The 18,132-nt window shown below is 42.4% G+C and carries 12 protein-coding genes, 2 rRNA genes and 3 pseudogenes; 13 read left to right on the top strand and 4 right to left on the bottom strand.

Annotated elements, in window-relative coordinates; genetic code table 11:
- The first annotated feature begins 489 nt into the window (after positions 1-489).
- From proV to emrB, 9 genes are all read left to right on the top strand, one after another.
- Positions 490-1,689 carry a glycine betaine/L-proline ABC transporter ATP-binding protein ProV gene (proV, locus tag C5470_RS13090; RefSeq protein ID WP_166289740.1) on the top strand — a complete coding sequence of 400 codons (1,200 nt, stop codon included), beginning with the start codon at positions 490-492 and terminating at the stop codon, positions 1,687-1,689.
- Complete coding sequence (gene proW, locus C5470_RS13085) at positions 1,682-2,767, top strand: glycine betaine/L-proline ABC transporter permease ProW (RefSeq protein WP_166289737.1); 1,086 nt, start codon at positions 1,682-1,684, stop codon at positions 2,765-2,767. The genes proV and proW overlap by 8 nt, the downstream gene beginning before the upstream one ends.
- A gap of 72 nt (positions 2,768-2,839) precedes the next feature.
- Positions 2,840-3,838 carry a glycine betaine/L-proline ABC transporter substrate-binding protein ProX gene (gene proX, locus C5470_RS13080; protein WP_166289734.1) on the top strand — a complete coding sequence of 333 codons (999 nt, stop codon included), beginning with the start codon at positions 2,840-2,842 and terminating at the stop codon, positions 3,836-3,838.
- Between the two features lie 203 nt (positions 3,839-4,041).
- Positions 4,042-5,232 (top strand): MFS transporter, encoded by a 1,191-nt coding sequence (locus C5470_RS13075; RefSeq protein WP_166289731.1) that lies wholly within the window; start codon positions 4,042-4,044, stop codon positions 5,230-5,232.
- A gap of 125 nt (positions 5,233-5,357) precedes the next feature.
- Positions 5,358-6,116 (top strand): AzlC family ABC transporter permease, encoded by a 759-nt coding sequence (locus tag C5470_RS13070; protein ID WP_166289728.1) that lies wholly within the window; start codon positions 5,358-5,360, stop codon positions 6,114-6,116.
- The gene (ygaH, locus tag C5470_RS13065; protein ID WP_339916622.1) at positions 6,116-6,451 is read left to right on the top strand and encodes an L-valine transporter subunit YgaH; all 336 of its coding nucleotides are present in this window, start codon (positions 6,116-6,118) and stop codon (positions 6,449-6,451) included. The genes C5470_RS13070 and ygaH overlap by 1 nt, the downstream gene beginning before the upstream one ends.
- A gap of 129 nt (positions 6,452-6,580) precedes the next feature.
- The gene (gene mprA / locus C5470_RS13060; protein ID WP_021323081.1) at positions 6,581-7,108 is read left to right on the top strand and encodes a transcriptional repressor MprA; all 528 of its coding nucleotides are present in this window, start codon (positions 6,581-6,583) and stop codon (positions 7,106-7,108) included.
- Between the two features lie 233 nt (positions 7,109-7,341).
- Entirely contained in the window at positions 7,342-8,520 is a 1,179-nt protein-coding gene (emrA, locus tag C5470_RS13055) for a multidrug efflux MFS transporter periplasmic adaptor subunit EmrA (RefSeq protein ID WP_166289722.1), read from the top strand.
- Positions 8,521-8,540: 20 nt separating this feature from the next.
- The gene (emrB, locus tag C5470_RS13050; RefSeq protein ID WP_166289719.1) at positions 8,541-10,082 is read left to right on the top strand and encodes a multidrug efflux MFS transporter permease subunit EmrB; all 1,542 of its coding nucleotides are present in this window, start codon (positions 8,541-8,543) and stop codon (positions 10,080-10,082) included.
- Between the two features lie 46 nt (positions 10,083-10,128).
- Here the strand turns inward: emrB and C5470_RS13045 are convergent, their stop codons facing one another.
- Entirely contained in the window at positions 10,129-11,145 is a 1,017-nt protein-coding gene (locus tag C5470_RS13045; RefSeq protein WP_166289716.1) for a tRNA/rRNA methyltransferase, read from the bottom strand.
- 137 nt (positions 11,146-11,282) lie between these two features.
- Here C5470_RS13045 and C5470_RS13040 point away from each other — a divergent pair.
- From C5470_RS13040 to C5470_RS13025, 4 genes and pseudogenes are all read left to right on the top strand, one after another.
- Positions 11,283-11,958, top strand: a pseudogene (locus C5470_RS13040) (tRNA-uridine aminocarboxypropyltransferase).
- A gap of 65 nt (positions 11,959-12,023) precedes the next feature.
- Complete coding sequence (locus C5470_RS13035; protein WP_166289713.1) at positions 12,024-14,666, top strand: bifunctional acetate--CoA ligase family protein/GNAT family N-acetyltransferase; 2,643 nt, start codon at positions 12,024-12,026, stop codon at positions 14,664-14,666.
- 165 nt (positions 14,667-14,831) lie between these two features.
- The gene (gene pssA / locus C5470_RS13030) at positions 14,832-16,187 is read left to right on the top strand and encodes a CDP-diacylglycerol--serine O-phosphatidyltransferase (RefSeq protein WP_166289710.1); all 1,356 of its coding nucleotides are present in this window, start codon (positions 14,832-14,834) and stop codon (positions 16,185-16,187) included.
- Positions 16,188-16,605: 418 nt separating this feature from the next.
- Positions 16,606-16,890 (top strand): annotated as a pseudogene (locus C5470_RS13025) (Exc2 family lipoprotein); the annotation flags it as partial.
- A gap of 418 nt (positions 16,891-17,308) precedes the next feature.
- Here C5470_RS13025 and C5470_RS23690 read toward each other — a convergent pair.
- From C5470_RS23690 to C5470_RS13015, 3 genes and pseudogenes are all read right to left on the bottom strand, one after another.
- Positions 17,309-17,402, bottom strand: a pseudogene (locus C5470_RS23690) (IS982 family transposase); the annotation flags it as partial.
- Between the two features lie 408 nt (positions 17,403-17,810).
- A 5S ribosomal RNA gene (gene rrf / locus C5470_RS13020) occupies positions 17,811-17,926 on the bottom strand.
- 115 nt (positions 17,927-18,041) lie between these two features.
- A 23S ribosomal RNA gene (locus tag C5470_RS13015) occupies positions 18,042-18,132 on the bottom strand; the annotation flags it as partial.

The following is an 18,132-nucleotide window of genomic DNA, read 5'->3' as shown; positions in this document are numbered from 1 at the left end:
TAAAATCCTTATATTCTTTATGGTATTTTTACAGTTGCAACGATTCCTGTGAACATTTTTTGCCAGAAACAACCATTCCCCTCATCTCAAACGACAAAAAACATTAATAAGTCTAATTAATTGTAAATTAAATTTTATTCTAATCAGATATAATCAACATTATAAATTAATAACCAATTCCATGTAAAATACAATTGCCGAATTATTACTTATACGTTGCAAAAATATATTAATAACAATAACATAGAAATAAATTATCCTTTCAGCAATAGAAGCAATTCATAGAAAATAATTTGCTAATAATAACGAAATAACGCCAAATATATTTACTCCAATCAATTTAATATCACTATTTTTTACATTAATTAACATTAACATAGGGTTGTCAGGCTCTCTCAGTATGTTAGGGTATATATCTTCAAAGAATCATGCAGAGATGAATAATGCATAAAACCATTAAATAACCATTGAAAGGAAAGTAACTATTTCATGGCAATTAAACTCGAAGTTAAAAACCTCTATAAAATATTTGGCAACCATCCAGAGTATGCATTCAAATTACTGAATTCTGGCTTGAATAAAGATCAGATATTTGAAAAGACAGGTCTGACTGTTGGTATACAAAATGCCAATCTGGCCATTGAAGAAGGCGAAATATTTGTCATCATGGGATTATCAGGCTCCGGAAAATCCACCATGGTACGCCTTCTCAATCGTCTGATAAAACCGACTCGCGGTCAGGTATTAATTGATGGTGAAGATATTTCTGAGATTTCAGAAACAGCATTAAGAGAAGTTCGCCGTAACAAAATCAGCATGGTTTTCCAATCATTCGCCCTAATGCCGCATTTGAACGTGATGGAAAATACGGCTTTTGGCATGGAACTTGCCGGGATACCCAAACCAGAACGCCATAAAAAAGCGTTGGATGCACTGAAACAGGTAAATCTGGAAAATTATGCACAATCCTACCCTGATGAACTTTCAGGCGGGATGCGCCAACGTATCGGGCTTGCCAGGGCACTAGCTAATAACCCGGATATTTTGCTGATGGATGAAGCATTTTCTGCCCTTGACCCGTTAATTCGTACAGAAATGCAGGACGAGTTACTCAGTCTGCAAGGTAATCAACCACGAACTATTGTCTTTATCTCTCATGACTTGGATGAGGCAATGCGTATCGGGGATCGAATTGCCATTATGCAAGGCGGTGTTGTTGTACAAGTCGGGACACCTGATGAAATCCTGAACAATCCGGCAAATGACTATGTGAAAACCTTTTTCCGCGGCGTAGATATCAGCCATGTATTCAGTGCCAAAGATGTCGCTCGCCGCCGCCCAGACTCTCTTCTTCATGTTGCGCCAGGTTTTGGTCCTCTTTCCGCATTGAAGGTCCTGGATGATGAGAACAGGAATTATGGTTATCTGATCGAACGTGGACAAAAGTTTGCTGGTGTGGTTTCCGTAAATTCATTGGAAAAAACATTACGGGAAAAAAAACCGATCGAACACGCCATACTGACAGAGCCAACCGCTGTTGCCGCGGATATGCCTCTCAATGAACTGATTTCTGTTGTAGCACAATCACCTTGTGCGGTTCCGGTTGTTGGGGATAACGACAAATACATCGGCGTTATTTCCAAAGGGATGCTGTTACAGGCTTTAGATAAGGAGGCGCCAAATGGGTAATCAAAACAAACATCAAACTCACTCTGCACAGGATACGAGGGATCTCCATCCCTCCTCGGCTGAGAGCATAGACCCCTGGAGTAGCGAAGCCAGTGTTGATAATTCAGCTGGTTCTGACTGGCTGGATGCACCAACAACAACCGTACAGCCTGAACATTTCAATATCATGGATCCATTCCAACACCCCCTTATACCCTTAGACTCATGGGTCACCCATGCTATTGACTGGGTTGTACTGAATTTTCGCCCGGCATTTCAGGGAATGCGTGTCCCAATTGATTTTGTTCTCAGCAATTTTGAGCAATTTCTAACCTCAATGCCCGCCCCCGTTGCAATCCTGTTTTTTGCTCTGATTGCCTGGCAGTTATCAGGCCTTGGTATGGGGATTGCCTCACTTGTTTCACTGACAATTATTGGTACAATCGGGGCATGGTCTGAAGCTATGGTCACTCTGGCATTGGCTCTGACATCTCTGCTGTTTTGTATCATCATTGGCTTACCACTGGGTATCTGGTTGGCACGCAGTGGAAGGGCCGCCAAAATCATCCGGCCTCTGCTTGATGCTATGCAAACCACGCCGGCGTTTGTCTATCTGGTGCCGATAGTCATGCTATTTGGTATCGGTAACGTACCTGGAGTTATCGTCACCATTATCTTCGCCTTACCCCCAATTGTCCGTCTGACAATTTTGGGTATCAAACAGGTTCCGCCAGATCTGATAGAAGCAGCCGAATCTTTTGGTGCCAGCCCTCGCCAAATGCTGTTTAAAGTTCAGTTACCGCTGGCTATGCCGACAATTATGGCCGGTATAAACCAAACTCTGATGCTCGCGCTGTCAATGGTTGTTATCGCCTCAATGATTGCCGTCGGTGGTTTAGGTCAAATGGTTCTGCGGGGTATTGGTCGTCTTGATATGGGCCTTGCCGCGGTAGGTGGAGTCGGGATCGTTATTCTCGCGATTCTCCTTGACCGTCTGACACAATCTCTTGGCCGCGACAGCCGTACCAAAGGAGGAAATCATTGGTATACCTCCGGGCCAATTGGGTTAGTTACCCATTTATTCAGCAAAAAAGCATAGCCTTGCAAAGGCATATATCAAACCGCAAATTTTTAATAAAAAATTATGATGACGACTACAGGAGGAAAAACTATGCGCAAAATAGTTATCTGGGCTATAACCTTGTCATCACTGATAAGCTCTCAATCATTCGCTGTCGAGTTACCGGGTAAAGGTATCAGTGTACAGCCAGTACAAAGCACCATTACCGAAGAAACATTTCAGACTCTTATCGTTAATAAGGCACTGGAAAAACTTGGCTATGATGTCAAACCAATCAAGGAAGTAGACTACAATGTTGCCTACTCCTCTATCGCTTCCGGTGATGCAACCTTTATGGCGGTAAGCTGGGAACCGCTGCACAATACCCAATATCAAGCAGCAGGGGGGGATGCCAAATTTTACCGTGTTGGTAATTACGTAGAAAATGCAGCTCAAGGTTATTTGATCGACAAAAAAACAGCGGAAAAATACCACATCACGAATATTGCCCAACTGAAAGATCCGAAAATAGCCAAATTATTTGATACCAACGGTAATGGTAAAGCTGATCTTACCGGCTGTAACCCAGGATGGGGCTGTGAAGCCGCGATTAACCATCACCTTAAAGCTTATGACTTGAACAATAGTGTTGAACATAATCAAGGAAATTATGCCGCCATGATGGCGGATACCATTACTCGCTATAAAGAAGGTAAACCCATCTTATATTACACATGGACACCTTACTGGATCAGTGATGTGCTGAAACCAGGCAGAGATGTTGTCTGGCTACAAGTGCCTTTCTCGGCTATGCCTGACGGTGAAAAAATAGATACCAAACTACCAAACGGCGCTAATTACGGTTTCCCGCCAAGTATTATGCATATTGCCGCCAATAGAGAATGGGCAGAAGATAACCCAGCAGCAGCTAAGTTGTTTTCTATTATGAAAATACCGCTTGCTGATATTAACGCCCAAAACCTGCGGATGCATAATGGTGAAGCATCGCAAGCAGATATCAAACGCCACGCAAACAATTGGCTCAAAGCTCACCAAAAATTATTTGATAACTGGATTGAAACTGCCGCGAAAACCGCCAGAAATAATTAACATTCTGAATACCACAGTGAATTGGCCTATACCAATTCACTATTTTTTATGTCTATTTTCCCTTACACCAAATTGGACTATTTAATCAATGTTTGCAGGTTTATTTCTACCAGCCACTCGTAAAAACTCACTACAATGCACTCAGTTTTAGTGAGTTGTCCACGCCTTCTAACCTGCCGTTCGAGCATCAAGGAAACACATTTATGGAAGAAAATATTTCCCGTACACCGTTAAGCCCTGGGTTGATTGCTTTGATAGCAATTGCCACAGGTTTGGTTGTTGCCAGTAACTACTATGCACAACCGTTGCTTGATACTATCGCGTTACAATTTAACCTGACTGTCAGCGAAGCGGGCTTTATTGTGACCACAGCTCAGTTGAGCTACGCCGTTGGCCTGATATTCCTTGTACCATTAGGTGATATGTTTGAACGACGCAGCCTGATTGTCTCAATGACCATGTTAGCCGCTGTTGGATTGCTGATTACCGCTATGTCGCAGAATATCTGGCAAATGTTGCTGGGAACTGCACTAACAGGTTTATTTTCAGTTGTTGCCCAAGTACTGGTCCCTCTGGCGGCAACACTCGCTCTTCCCCATCAACGAGGAAAAGCCGTTGGTATAATTATGGGTGGATTGCTACTTGGAATATTACTGGCAAGGACCCTCTCTGGAGCAATGACTACGCTTGGTGGCTGGCGAACTATTTTTTGGGTTGCCAGCGTCTCACTGGTGATTCTCTCCCTGACATTATGGCGCTGTCTACCTTGTTACAGACAAGTAACCACTCTCAATTACGTCCAATTACTTGGCTCTATCGTAAAACTCATCGCCACAACACCCCTTCTAAGAGTACGTGCCATATTGGGGGCACTGACATTTGCCAATTTCAGCCTTCTATGGACATCAATGGCATTCCTGCTCTCAGCACCTCCTTTTAACTACTCCGAAGGGGTAATCGGTTTATTTGGGTTAGTCGGCGCCGCAGGAGCACTGATGGCAACTAAAACCGGGCAACTAGTTGATAAAGGAAAAGGTTCTCTGACCACCAGCATTTCTCTGGTGCTACTACTTATTTCATGGATACCGATTGGCTTCGCCAAAGAATCATTAATCGGCTTTCTGATTGGTATTCTGCTCCTCGATACTGCGGTTCAGGGTGTTCACGTTACCAATCAAAGTACGATCTACCGTATCATGCCAGAAGCCAGAAACCGACTCACCTCTGCTTACATGACCAGCTATTTTATTGGTGGCGCTCTTGGCTCTCTCGTCTCAAGTTATGCTTATAAACATTCGGGTTGGTATGGCGTTGCCGCCGCCGGAATGACCATTTGTATAATCAGCCTGATCGTATGGTTTTTAGGCAAAAAGCATGAGCCAAAAACGTTGTAAGAAACCAGTTATGGTAAAAGGATATCTAAATAAAAACATTTATGAAACATTTAGTAAGGATAATATTTTCTATTTGATTCCCTTTTGTTAATGTTACACAACATTTATATAACCGGATATATTGTATGCCTGTTCCTGACGCATCAACGTCTTCATCCAGTAAAAAATCCTCCTTTACTGAAGGAATAATGGATAGTTTACCCATCGTTATCGGGTACATTCCCGTTGCTTTTGCTTTTGGTCTTAGCGCGGTCAAACTTGGCTTCAACCCAATAGAAGCCATTTTCTTTTCATGCATCATTTACGCCGGTGCAAGCCAATTCGTTATCACGGCTTTACTGAGCGCGGGCATGTCATTATGGATTTCTGCCCTGACAGTACTGGCAATGGATATTCGCCATATCCTTTATGGTCCCTCTTTAAGACATCGTATCAAAGATAAACTAACGGGGAAAAAAACCCTTATCTGGGCTTTTGGCCTGACAGATGAAGTTTTTGCCGCAGCCACCGCAAAACTGATTAAGAACCAACGTAGTTGGAGTGAAAACTGGATGGTTACTATTGCGAGTTGTTCCTGGCTTGCCTGGGTTTTTGGCACAGCAGCCGGCGCATTTCTTGGCAACGGTTATCTGGAATCCTACCCTGCGATAGAAGCTGCCATGACTTTCATGTTACCGGCATTATTTCTCAGTTTTCTGCTTGCATCTTGCAGAAAACAAAACAGTTATTGTGTTGCAGCAGCACTGATTGGGGCACTGTTGGGAATTACTCTTTTCTCAATCCCTGTTGCCATTCTGGCAGGTATTGTCGGTGGTTGTATCGCAGCATTGTTACAACCACGAAACAGTTGCAATGACACTTATGAACAAAAGGAAACACAATGATTGACAGTAGAATTTTGCTCATCGGGCTATTTGTTGGGTTAGCTAACTTTTTGTTCCGCTATCTGCCACTGCGTTTTGGTAAAGCGCGTCAGTCTGGCGGCAGACAAGGCGGAAAAACAGGCATTATTCTTGACAGCATTGGCATTGCATCTATCTGCGCTTTACTCATCGTATCAGGTATACCTGATGTAATGAGAGACAGTAAAAAGCTATTTCCTACCCTGGTGGGCTTTTTAACTATCTGCTTGGTTTTCTACAAAACACAGAAAATTATACTCGCAACTCTATTCGGTGCGCTGCTTTTTGGGCTAACATTCAAAATATTTATGAATTAGGTATCAATATCAAAAGAAATATGATGATAATAAATAACTACAATTGCTAAATTTATCTTTTAATATACCATTTGGATGTTTGATAACAAAAGTTATCTTACCAGTTGAAACTAATAAGGTATCTAAATAATGGAAAGTTCGTTTACGCCTACCGAAGAATTACTGAATATTCGTGCAGCACAGCAAGCCAAATTAAATAAAGATATCCCTTATCAAGAGATCCTGTTGACTAGGTTATCAATGCACGTCCAAAGCAAATTGCTTGAAAACCGTAATAATATGCTGAAAGCTCAAGGAATCAATGAAACTTTGTTCATGGCCCTAATGATCCTTGATACTAAAGAAAGCCACAGCATCCAACCATCAGAATTAAGTGCCGCACTAGGTTCTTCCCGTACTAATGCCACGCGTATTGCTGATGAATTAGAAAAGCAAGAATGGATTGAAAGAAAGGAAAGTCATAACGATCGTCGCTGTCTTCACCTTCACCTGACAGATCAAGGTACAAAATTTTTAAATAGTTTACTTCCACCTCAGCATGATTGCTTGAGAAGACTTTGGTCATGCCTTGACCAGGAGGAGCAAAAACAGTTAGAGAAGTTAATGAGAAAATTACTGGTCAGACTTGATACTATGGGCGATTGTATCAAAAAATAACTTATTGTTTGATCGAGCAATTTTCATCCAAACAATAATTTTCTGGTTAAATTGTTCGAAAAAAATTTCCTTGTTAGCCAAGATGATCTTTTCTGCCAAAAGCTAACTATTATTCTTCGATAACATTGGATCCTGTGTAATTCACCTTTCCAGTAGTGATGATATACCACTACTGGAAAGTGAGCCGAAAGATGATAGTGGCCAAAAGATAGATAACAAGTATGGAGATTACTATGAGCACGAATGAGGAAATTGAAGTACCAGCACCACAAAATCCAACCGATGACAAAAAAAGACAACGCAGTCGTGCCTTAGTATTACTGACTCTTGTATTTACTCTGCTCGGTATTGCCTACTCTTTTTATTGGTTTTTCATTTTACGCCACCATCAAGAAACAGATAACGCCTACGTTACAGGCAATCAAGTTCAGATTATGTCGCAAGTTACCGGCAGTGTAATTACAGTTAACTTCGATAATACTGACTTTGTGAAAAGCGGCAGTGTATTAGTACAACTCGACCCCCGTGATGCCGAGTTAGCATTGGAAAAAGCAAAAACAGCCCTGGCAAACAGTGTTCGTCAGACTCATCAGCAGATAGTTAGCAGTAAACAATATCAGGCTAATATCGCTCTGCGCCGCTCCGAATTGACCAAAGTTCAAAATGATCTCAGCCGTCGTGAAATACTTAGCGTTCAGAAAGTGATTGGTAAAGAAGAGTTGCAACATGCACAGGAAGCCGTTGCCAGTGCCCGAGCCGCACTGGATATCGCTATTGAGCAATATAACGCTAATCAGGCAATTATTCGTGATACTCCACTAGAGAAGCAACCTGCCGTTGAACAAGCAGCAACGGAAGTCCGTAATGCCTGGCTGGCGCTACAACGCACTAAAATAGTCAGCCCAATTGATGGCTATGTCTCACGCCGCAGTGTACAGGTTGGCGCACAAGTCAATAAAAATACACCTCTAATGGCGATAGTTTCAGCAAACGATATGTGGATAGAAGCTAACTTCAAGGAGACTCAAATTGCCGATATGCGTATTGGCCAACCCGTAGAAATCACCAGCGATTTCTACGGTGGAAGTAAAATATTTAGTGGCAAAATCACTGGCCTTGATATGGGTACAGGCAGCGCCTTCTCTTTATTGCCTGCTCAGAATGCTAGTGGTAATTGGATTAAAGTTGTTCAACGCTTACCCGTCCGCATTACACTGGATCCTGGGCAATTAGAGAAATACCCATTACGCATCGGTCTCTCGACTAAAGTCAGGGTAGATACCACCAGCTCTGATGGTCCTGTTCTGTCTGACAGAACACGCACTAAATCGGCTTATCACACCTCTGCACTCGCAATAGATATGTCTCCGGCAAATAAAATAGTTAGCGACATAATCAATAATAACTCTTAAAAACAATATCGGAGGCAATAGTGACAAGACAGCCGCTTACAGGCGCCAAACTTGCCTGGATGACCATTGCGTTATCTTTAGCGACCTTCATGCAAGTTTTGGATTCCACAATTGCTAATGTAGCGATACCCACTATCGCAGGTAATTTGGGGTCATCAAACACTCAAGGACTCTGGGTAATTACCTCTTTCGGTGTCGCTAATGCGATATCAATCCCGATTACCGGATGGCTGGCAAAACGCCTTGGTGAAGTTAAGCTATTCATCTGGTCAACAGCCCTATTTGCTATAGCTTCCTGGTTATGCGGAATTTCCAACAGTCTTGGCATGCTAATCTTCTTCCGGGTTATTCAGGGATTAGTTGCTGGTCCTCTTATTCCTCTTTCGCAAAGCCTGCTACTAAACAACTATCCACCCGCCAAAGCAAATATGGCGCTGGCTCTATGGTCACTCACTATTATTGTCGCACCGATTTTTGGCCCTATTCTGGGTGGCTACATCAGTGATAACTATCATTGGGGATGGATTTTCTTTATCAACGTTCCTGTTGGCATAGCGATTATTCTGATTGCTATGCAAACACTGAAAGGGCGTGAAACCCAAACAGAGATCAAGCCTATCGACACAATAGGACTCATGTTACTAGTCATTGGGGTAGGTTGTTTGCAAATTATGCTGGATCAGGGTAAAGAACTGGACTGGTTTAATTCTACAGAAATTATCATATTAACTGTTATAGCCGTAATAGCATTGATATGTCTGACAATATGGGAATTGACCGATGACAACCCAATTATTGATTTGTCGCTGTTCAAAGAACGCAATTTTACTATTGGTTGCCTCTGCCTGAGTTTAGCTTATCTACTCTACTTCGGCACGATTGTTTTATTACCTCAGTTATTACAGGAAGTATTTAGCTATACAGCAACCTGGGCAGGGCTTGCATTAGCGCCGGTAGGATTGTTGCCATTGATAATATCACCACTGATTGGTAAGTACGGTAATAGCGTAGATATGCGTTACATAGTGACATTCAGCTTTGTTATATACGCTGTCTGTTATTACTGGCGGGCATATACATTCGAACCAGGAATGGATTTTGCCGCTTCGGCGTGGCCTCAGTTTATTCAAGGGCTTGCTATCGCCTGTTTCTTTATGCCGCTAACAACCATTACCCTTTCTGGCTTACGGCCAGAACGGATGGCATCTGCATCCAGTCTGTCTAACTTTATCCGAACATTGGCAGGTTCAATAGGAACATCACTCACAGCAACAATGTGGACTCAACGCGAAGCAATACATCACTCTCATTTTACTGAATACATCAATCCTTATAACCCCGAGACTCAACAGATTTATCAGCAATTATCGGCATTGGGAATGAATAACCAGCAAATTTCTGCTTATCTGGCAAAAAAAATTACCCATCAGGGACTCATAATTTCAGCAAATGAAATTTTCTGGCTCTCCGCCGGCGTATTCCTGATTTTGATTATACTCGTCTGGTTAGCAAAACCCCCATTCACACAAGGAAGTAAAGATAATGTTAGCGGAGCCCACTGAATCTTAAATAGCAAAACGGGAGCACCCACGGCTCCCGCTTTTTCCATCAGGCTCTATTCTGTCGCCACCACTCTGCCAGCATAACGCCAGTTGCAACAGAAACGTTCAGGCTTTCAATCAAACCTGTGCCGCCGACGAACAGACTCATATCGCCATGTTCCCAAGCACTGTCACTCAAGCCATCATGTTCCTGACCAAGTACCAGAACCATTTTTTCGGGTAATTTAGCTTTAGCTAAATTGGTGCTGCCTTTATGGCTGGATGTTGTCACAATGGTGTAACCAGCTTCACGAAATTTATTCAGTGTGGTGGTAAAGCCATCAGCATCAATACCTTTAATATGTTCAGCGCCACCTTCTGCTGTACGAATAGCCGCACCAGATTCCAGCAAAGCCACATCCTGCAAAATCACACCCTGCACACCAAAATGCGCACAGCTTCGCATAATGGCACCAAGGTTATGTGGATTACCCACATCTTCAAGAGCCAGAACACAGTCTTTTGCCGGAGCACTTTTCAGATAGGTCTGCGCATTCAAACCACTGCGTTTTTTAATCAGAAAACAAACACCGCCATGATGTTCAGTACCTGACACTTTCGCCAGTTCAGCTTCATCCACAACATGATAAGCTTTGCGATTAGCAGCCATCCATTTTAGAGCATTACGGAAGCGTGGTGTCACTGACTCAACAAACCAGGCACGAACTATCGCTTCAGAACGGTTCTTAAACATCGCCTGACAAGCATTTTCACCATAAATCCGGGTTTCTTCCATTCGCTGACGACGAAGCTGCTCTGGATCAATCTGACTTTTCCCACTGATACCGCCATGCTCTGGCGTTAAAGAATCACTCTCAGGGCGAGAAACTGTTTTCCAAGGCGATCTTTCACGCTCAGTAACACGCGGAGAACGGGATGATCGCTCATTGTCCCGACGACGCTGACCTTGATCGCGTCCTTTGCCCGACGGACGTTTGTTATTGCTGCGGCTGTCATTACTGCCCTCACTACGGACATACATCACTTTGACTTTGCCATTTTTACCACTGTATGAATCGTTCATTCGTCTCTCCAACTACTTTATGGCGCGAAGATTACCTGATGTGTGCATGGTAAGCTACCTCTGACACCTACAATCCATTAAAATATGCCTTTAATTTTTTTCCTACCTTTTACCTGAAGGACCCAGGTTCCTGATTTATGAATGATAATACCGTCTTCCAACTGCGCCAGCAGCGCCTCGCTCGCTCTACTCGTCCCTTTCGTGCCCGTGGTTGCCGTTATAGAACGTTGCTCTTACTGTCTACTGCCACAAAAAAGTTGTCTGTGCGATACAATCGAACCGGCGAATGCCACCAGCCGATTTTGTCTTATCATGTTTGATACCGAGCCAATGAAACCCAGTAATACAGGTAAATTGATTGCTGACATTCTTCCTGATACACAAGCTTTTCTTTGGTCAAGAACCGCTCCTGACCCACAAATGCTGACCGCAATCCAAGATCCATCCCGTCAGCCCTATCTGATATTTCCAGAAAACTATGCTCAACCTCTACGTAAGGTTTATCAACATATCCCTTCCGACAGTAAGCCACCGTTATTTATTATGCTGGATGGCACATGGACAGAAACCAGGAAAATTTTCCGTAAAAGCCCTTACCTAGATGATATTCCATTGTTATCAATCAACAGTGCAGCAAAAGCAGATTATTTACTGCGGATGTCCGCCAGAGAAGAACAACATTGTACCGCAGAAGTAGCTGCTACCATCCTGGAACAGGCTGGCGACTTAGTTGCTTCTCAGCGGCTGCTTACTCATTTTAGCTATTTTCATCAACAATATCTGGCAGGTAAACCTCATCACCCGGTAACGTAAATCACAGCAATTACCAACAAAATCCGTTACAGTGACCACATTAATCGCTAACAAGGAGCCTCCTGATGAGCCAGCGCGGACTTGAAGCTTTATTACGCCCTAAATCCATTGCTGTAATTGGCGCCTCAGAAAAACCAGAACGAGCAGGTTCAGTTATGATGCGCAACCTGCTTGCAGGAGGATTTGCCGGGCCAATACTGCCGATAACACCCAATAGCGGTTCCGTTCAAGGGGTTTTAGCCTATCCTTCAATAGATAAATTACCGATCACACCAGATTTGGCTGTCATCTGCACTCATCATAGTCGCAATTTGCAATGTCTGGAACAACTGGGACAACTTGGTTGCAAAACAGTTATTATTCTTTCCTCACCAGGGCCCCAATTTACTGAACTAAAACAGTGTTGCCAACACTATAGTATCCGGTTACTTGGACCAAACAGCTTGGGATTATTAGCCCCCTGGCAAGGATTAAACGCCAGTTTTTCTCCAGTTCCAATACTCAAAGGAAAACTAGCCTTTATTTCTCAATCCGCGGCGGTATCAAATACGATTCTTGACTGGGCTCAACACCGAGGAGTCGGATTTTCCTACTTTATTGCATTAGGCGACAGTGTTGATATTGATATTGATCATCTGCTTGATTTTCTGGCTCGTGACAGTAAAACCAGTGCTATCCTGCTCTATCTGGAACATATTCATGACGCCCGTCGCTTTCTTTCAGCATCCAGAAGCGCTTCCCGCAATAAACCTATTCTAGTGGTTAAAAGCGGGCGTACCAAACAGGCCCAGAAATTACTTGGTGAACAACAAAATTTGGATGCTGCCTATGACGCAGCAATTCAGCGAGCCGGATTATTACGGGTACAAGATACGCATGAAATGTTTTCTGCGGTAGAAACATTAAGTCATATGTCACCTTTACGAGGAGAGCGACTATTTATCGTTAGTAATGGTGCTGCTCCAGCAGCAATGGCGCTGGATGAATTATTCCGTCGTAACGGTAAGTTAGCAACGTTAGGTGAAGAAACAACAAAGGCATTGAAAACACACCTGCCAGAAACCATCTCCCTACACAATCCACTGGATTTAAGAGATGACTCCACAGTGGAACGTTACATCACTGCGCTAGAACCTTTGCTAGACAGCCATGACCATGATGCTCTATTACTTATTCATTCTCCTAGCGCAATTGCGCCCGGCGTTCAGACCGCCACAAAAGTCATTGAAACAATCCGTAAACATCCTCGGGGAAAATGGCTGACTATTTTCACCAACTGGTGTGGAGAATATTCTTCACAAGAAGCCCGCCGTCTGTTCAGTGAAGCCGGCATTCCAACTTACCGAACCCCGGAAGGCGCTGTTACTGCTTTTATGCATATGGTGGAATATCGCCGCAATCAGAAACAATTAACAGAAACGCCAGTACTATCAGCAAACATCACAGCCAATACGGCCCGCGCCCATCAGTGCATACAACAAGCTCTGGAGCAGGGGAATTCTCGTCTGGATACCCATGAAGTTCAACCTATTCTGGAAGCCTATGGCCTCAATACACTTCCAACCTGGATTGCACATAACAGTGATGAAGCCGTCAGTATTGCTCAACAGATCGGTTATCCTGTCGCTCTGAAATTACGTTCGCCAGATATCCCGCATAAATCAGACGTTCAGGGGGTTATGCTCTATTTGCGAAACGCAAATGAAGTTAGAGCTTCTGCTCAAGCGATTATCGAACGAGTCAATCAAAATTTCCCTCAGGCAAAGGTTCAAGGACTGTTAGTTCAAAGCATGGCAAACCGTGCCGGAGCACAAGAGTTGCGCATTGCAGTAGAACAAGACGAGGTATTTGGCCCACTGATTATGCTGGGAGAAGGTGGTATTGAATGGTCACAGGAGACACAAGCAGCCGTAGCATTGCCACCGCTTAATATGGCATTAGCGCGATACCTAGTTATTCAAGCCATTAAAAGTAGAAAAATTAAACTCAGAGGCTCCCCTCAATCACTAGATGTGCTGGCACTCAGCCGACTTTTGGTTCAAGTATCTAACCTGTTACTTGATTGCCCGCAAATTGTACGACTAGACATTCATCCATTACTGGCTTCCGGCGATGAATTCACACTACTGGATGTTTCAATGGAATTATCTTCGATAGAAGGTGATCCACGGACCAGATTGGCTATCCGCCCATATCCAAGCGAACTGGAAGAAACCATAAAACTTAAAGATGGCGCAGAATGCCTTCTACGTCCGATTCTGCCAGAAGATGAACCACTGCTGAAAGATTTTATCGGTCAGGTTACCAAAGAAGATCTTTATTATCGCTACTTCAGTGAAATCAGCGAATTCACCCACGATGATTTAGCAAATATGACTCAGATTGATTACGACCGTGAAATGGCATTTGTTGCTGTGCGTCATCCTAAGACTACCCCGGAAATTATCGGTGTCACCCGAGCCATAGCTGATCCAGATAATGTTGAAGCAGAATTCGCTGTGCTGGTACGCTCTGATTTAAAAGGAATTACCCTTGGGCATCAGCTTATGATTAAGCTGATTAATTATACACGGGAACATGGCATAAACCGCCTCAACGCCATCACCATGCCAGAAAACCGTACTATGATAAAACTGGCAAAAAAACTTGGATTTACCATAGATATTCAATTTGAGGATGGTATTGTAAACTTAGCCCTCGAACTTTAAATCAACTACGTGATGAATCGCACAGACTTGAATCATTAGGTAGCAAAGCGTTAAATCATGCTCACAATTAGCCAAACTAATGGTATTATCGCCAGATCATTTGATTCATTACTTTTATATAATCGTATTTTCAGCCATCCAACATAAGAGAAAAAACGCACTGTGATGTTGTCTAAATTCAAACAAGCTAAACACCAACAGCACCTTGCACAACTGCCTAAGCTACCTCAGTCAGTTGCTGATGTTAAAACACTTTATCAACCCGAAGTGTTCCGCAGCACCCTGCTGGAAAAAATTGCTAACGCTGAAAAACATATTTATATCATCTCCCTCTATCTGGAAAACGATGATGCAGGGAGAGATATCCTTAATGCACTTTATGCGGCTAAACAACAACGCCCGAACCTGGACATTAAAGTTCTTGTTGACTGGCATCGGGCACAACGTGGACGAATTGGTGCTGTTGCAATGGCAACTAATGCCGATTGGTATTGTTCCATGGCAGAAACATATTCTGATGTAAAAATCCCAGTATTAGGTGTACCAGTAAATACCCGTGAAGCACTAGGGGTTTTACATTTAAAAGGTTTTATCTTTGACGATACAGTGATTTATAGCGGAGCGAGCATTAATAATGTTTATCTTCACCAACATGATAAATATCGTTATGATCGCTACCACTTGCTTCACAATGCAAAACTTGCAGAAGCAATGAAGCACTTTATTGATAATTACATTATCGCTACAGGTGCTGTACAAAAACTGAATTGTAAGAATCGCCCTCGTAGCCCTGAAATTAAAACTCTGATCCGTCAATTTCGTTTTTCTCTGCGACACACGACTTATCAGATAAATAATCAGGCAACGAACGATGAATTGTCTGTCATTCCACTTGCCGGTCTGGGGAAGAAAAACCTTCTAAATAAAACCATCAGCCATCTTATTGCCAGCACAGAACAAAAGCTGGTTATTTGTACTCCGTATTTTAACCTTCCAGCTATTATTGCCCGACTGATTGTTCATCTGCTTCGTCAAGGTAAACAAGTAGAAATTATTGTTGGCGATAAAACTGCCAACGATTTTTATATTCCACCGGAAGAACCCTTTAAAATTATCGGTGCATTGCCATATCTATATGAAATCAACCTACGCCGTTTTATCAGCAGGCTACAGCGCTATGTGGACAACGATCAACTCACTATACGGCTATGGAAAGATGGTGATAATAGCTACCATCTTAAAGGTGTGTGGGTAGATAACCACTGGCAGTTAATTACAGGCAATAATCTTAATCCTCGTGCTTGGGGGCTGGATTTAGAAAATGCAATTCTTATCCACGATCCTAATAAAGAAATGCAGGAACAACGTACAAAAGAACTAAATTGTATCCGTACTCATACTACGATTGTCAGTCATTATCAGGAACTGGACAGTATCCAGCTTTATCCAGTCAAAGTACGTAAACTTATCCGTCGCTTACGCCGTATCCGGGTAGACAGGCTGATTAATCGTATTCTGTAATTGAATCGATAAAGCTGATTATCATTTAAATCCCTTGTAGCGCATGTAATCTCAGGGGATTCTTATTTCATTGAATTTCGGTTTAGGAGTTTTGAACCTCATCGTCATTTTCTAAAGAAGAGAACAATATAGCTATGGAAAATAATAATATTGAAAATTTTCAGGATATTATTGGTAATATCCAGTGCAATAGATATGTTAATCAAACAGATACTTTGAAATTAATTTCTAGCAATTTCTCTTCATTATCAATTTATTTAATTGACTATTAGTATTGTAGAGGATTTTTTATGCGCTCTTTATATTTTTTACCTGTTCTCTTATTTTTATCCGCTTGTTCAGTAAACCTCCCTCCGTATGAACGGGAAGCCAGGCATTATGTTTATCGTTCTAATGATGATTTTGACCCTACTTTAAAACACATGTGAATAATTCTATTAAACTTCTAACGCCTTTCTTTGAACAATTTTATAGAGAGGGAGTTAAGAATAGAATGGACAATATCAGCTCACAGGAATTTGAGCAAAGAATTAGTTATTTTAATAGTGATAATTTCATTCAAGAAATCGACATGTCAGAAACATTCATTTCACCAAAAGTACATATAGAAAAAATTGACAATAGTCAGATTTCAGATAAGAAGATAAAAGCATTAATTAAAGGAGTCATCAATTCTTACGAGGCTGGTTACTATGGAAAATAAAAATATTCGCCATAAACTTATTAGTAAATTCTTATCCAAATCAGGGATTCTATTTGGATTAAAATTAAACAAGCTATCTTTTGATGATAAAGGAGCTATTTCATCAAAATAGCTATTAATCAATAAGATTACCGTTAGTTATAGTTTAAGTTGCTCACAGAATCCTCAGGTACGAATAATTTAGACGAAATTTATTGTGAAATCGACGATTTTTGCCAAACATTTCTTCCCTTAGGCAGCAACGGTTACTCGACAACAGTGAAAGTCAGCAGCATCGTCATTCAACACTTTCCTATGATGAGGTCATGACTCTCCTTATTCTGTTCCACATGTTTCGTTTTCGTGATTTTAAATATTTATATAATCAATACGTTAAGATCTGCTTGCGGACCGAGTTCCCTAAACTTGTTAGCTAACGTCAACTTCGTTTAAGAATAGCGATATCAGAATCCCATAAATTCAAGCTCGGTTTTTTTAGGTTGGAATGTATAAGCGATTAGGCCTGCGGCGACCCCAATAAAATCTATGGCGACAAAGGGGATATCTCACAGTCTCTGAATAATGAACTGGCTCCAAGAGATCATCCTGGTGATAAATACGCGTAATAATATGAAACTTAAAGATATTTCTCTATGGAACCGAATTATGCTAAGAAAATAGTATTGGATAGAAATGCTCTTTGATCAGTTAAAAAACATCTCACACATAGAGCATACACGGCACCGAAACCCTCTAAACCTACTTCTTGAGGTCATAGCTGGGTTGCTCCCCTATACTTTCGAACCCAAAAAACTGAGTCTTAACCTACCCCCTCTGAGGTGGGCTATCTTATGCAAATCTAAGGTTAAATCAGTAAATCAAATCATCCAAAAAAACGCAAACACCCCCAGCTGACGCTGAGGGTGTTCACTCGATTTAAAGCCTGGCAGTTCCCTACTCTCACATGGGGAGACCCCACACTACCATCGGCGCTACGGCGTTTCACTGCTGAGTTCGGCATGGGGTCAGGTGGGTCCGCCGCGCTATCGCCGCCAGGCAAATTCAGTTCATTCCGACCGTGATGTGCCTGCTCAACACACCACCATCCGAACCAATCTGGCAAACAAGCTGAAACTCTCTCATCTCTCACACCAAAACCCCTTCGGTGTTGTAAGGTTAAGCCGCTCGGTTCATTAGTACTGGTCAGCTCAATGCATCGCTGCACTTACACACCCAGCCTATCCACGTCTTCGTCTTAAACGT

It is taken from the genome of Photorhabdus stackebrandtii (genome assembly GCF_011189495.1).
Classification (GTDB): domain Bacteria; phylum Pseudomonadota; class Gammaproteobacteria; order Enterobacterales; family Enterobacteriaceae; genus Photorhabdus; species Photorhabdus khanii.
This window is presented reverse-complemented; position numbering and strand designations above follow the sequence as displayed.

Bases quoted from the DNA above. Each gene is read 5' to 3' on its own strand.
- pssA (WP_166289710.1), top strand. From the start codon at position 14,832: ATGTTGTCTAAATTCAAACAAGCTAAACACCAACAGCACCTTGCACAA.
- C5470_RS13075 (WP_166289731.1), top strand. From the start codon at position 4,042: ATGGAAGAAAATATTTCCCGTACACCGTTAAGCCCTGGGTTGATTGCT.
- emrA (WP_166289722.1), top strand. From the start codon at position 7,342: ATGAGCACGAATGAGGAAATTGAAGTACCAGCACCACAAAATCCAACC.
- C5470_RS13045 (WP_166289716.1), bottom strand. From the start codon at position 11,145: ATGAACGATTCATACAGTGGTAAAAATGGCAAAGTCAAAGTGATGTAT.
- C5470_RS13035 (WP_166289713.1), top strand. From the start codon at position 12,024: ATGAGCCAGCGCGGACTTGAAGCTTTATTACGCCCTAAATCCATTGCT.
- proV (WP_166289740.1), top strand. From the start codon at position 490: ATGGCAATTAAACTCGAAGTTAAAAACCTCTATAAAATATTTGGCAAC.
- C5470_RS13070 (WP_166289728.1), top strand. From the start codon at position 5,358: ATGCCTGTTCCTGACGCATCAACGTCTTCATCCAGTAAAAAATCCTCC.
- proW (WP_166289737.1), top strand. From the start codon at position 1,682: ATGGGTAATCAAAACAAACATCAAACTCACTCTGCACAGGATACGAGG.
- mprA (WP_021323081.1), top strand. From the start codon at position 6,581: ATGGAAAGTTCGTTTACGCCTACCGAAGAATTACTGAATATTCGTGCA.
- proX (WP_166289734.1), top strand. From the start codon at position 2,840: ATGCGCAAAATAGTTATCTGGGCTATAACCTTGTCATCACTGATAAGC.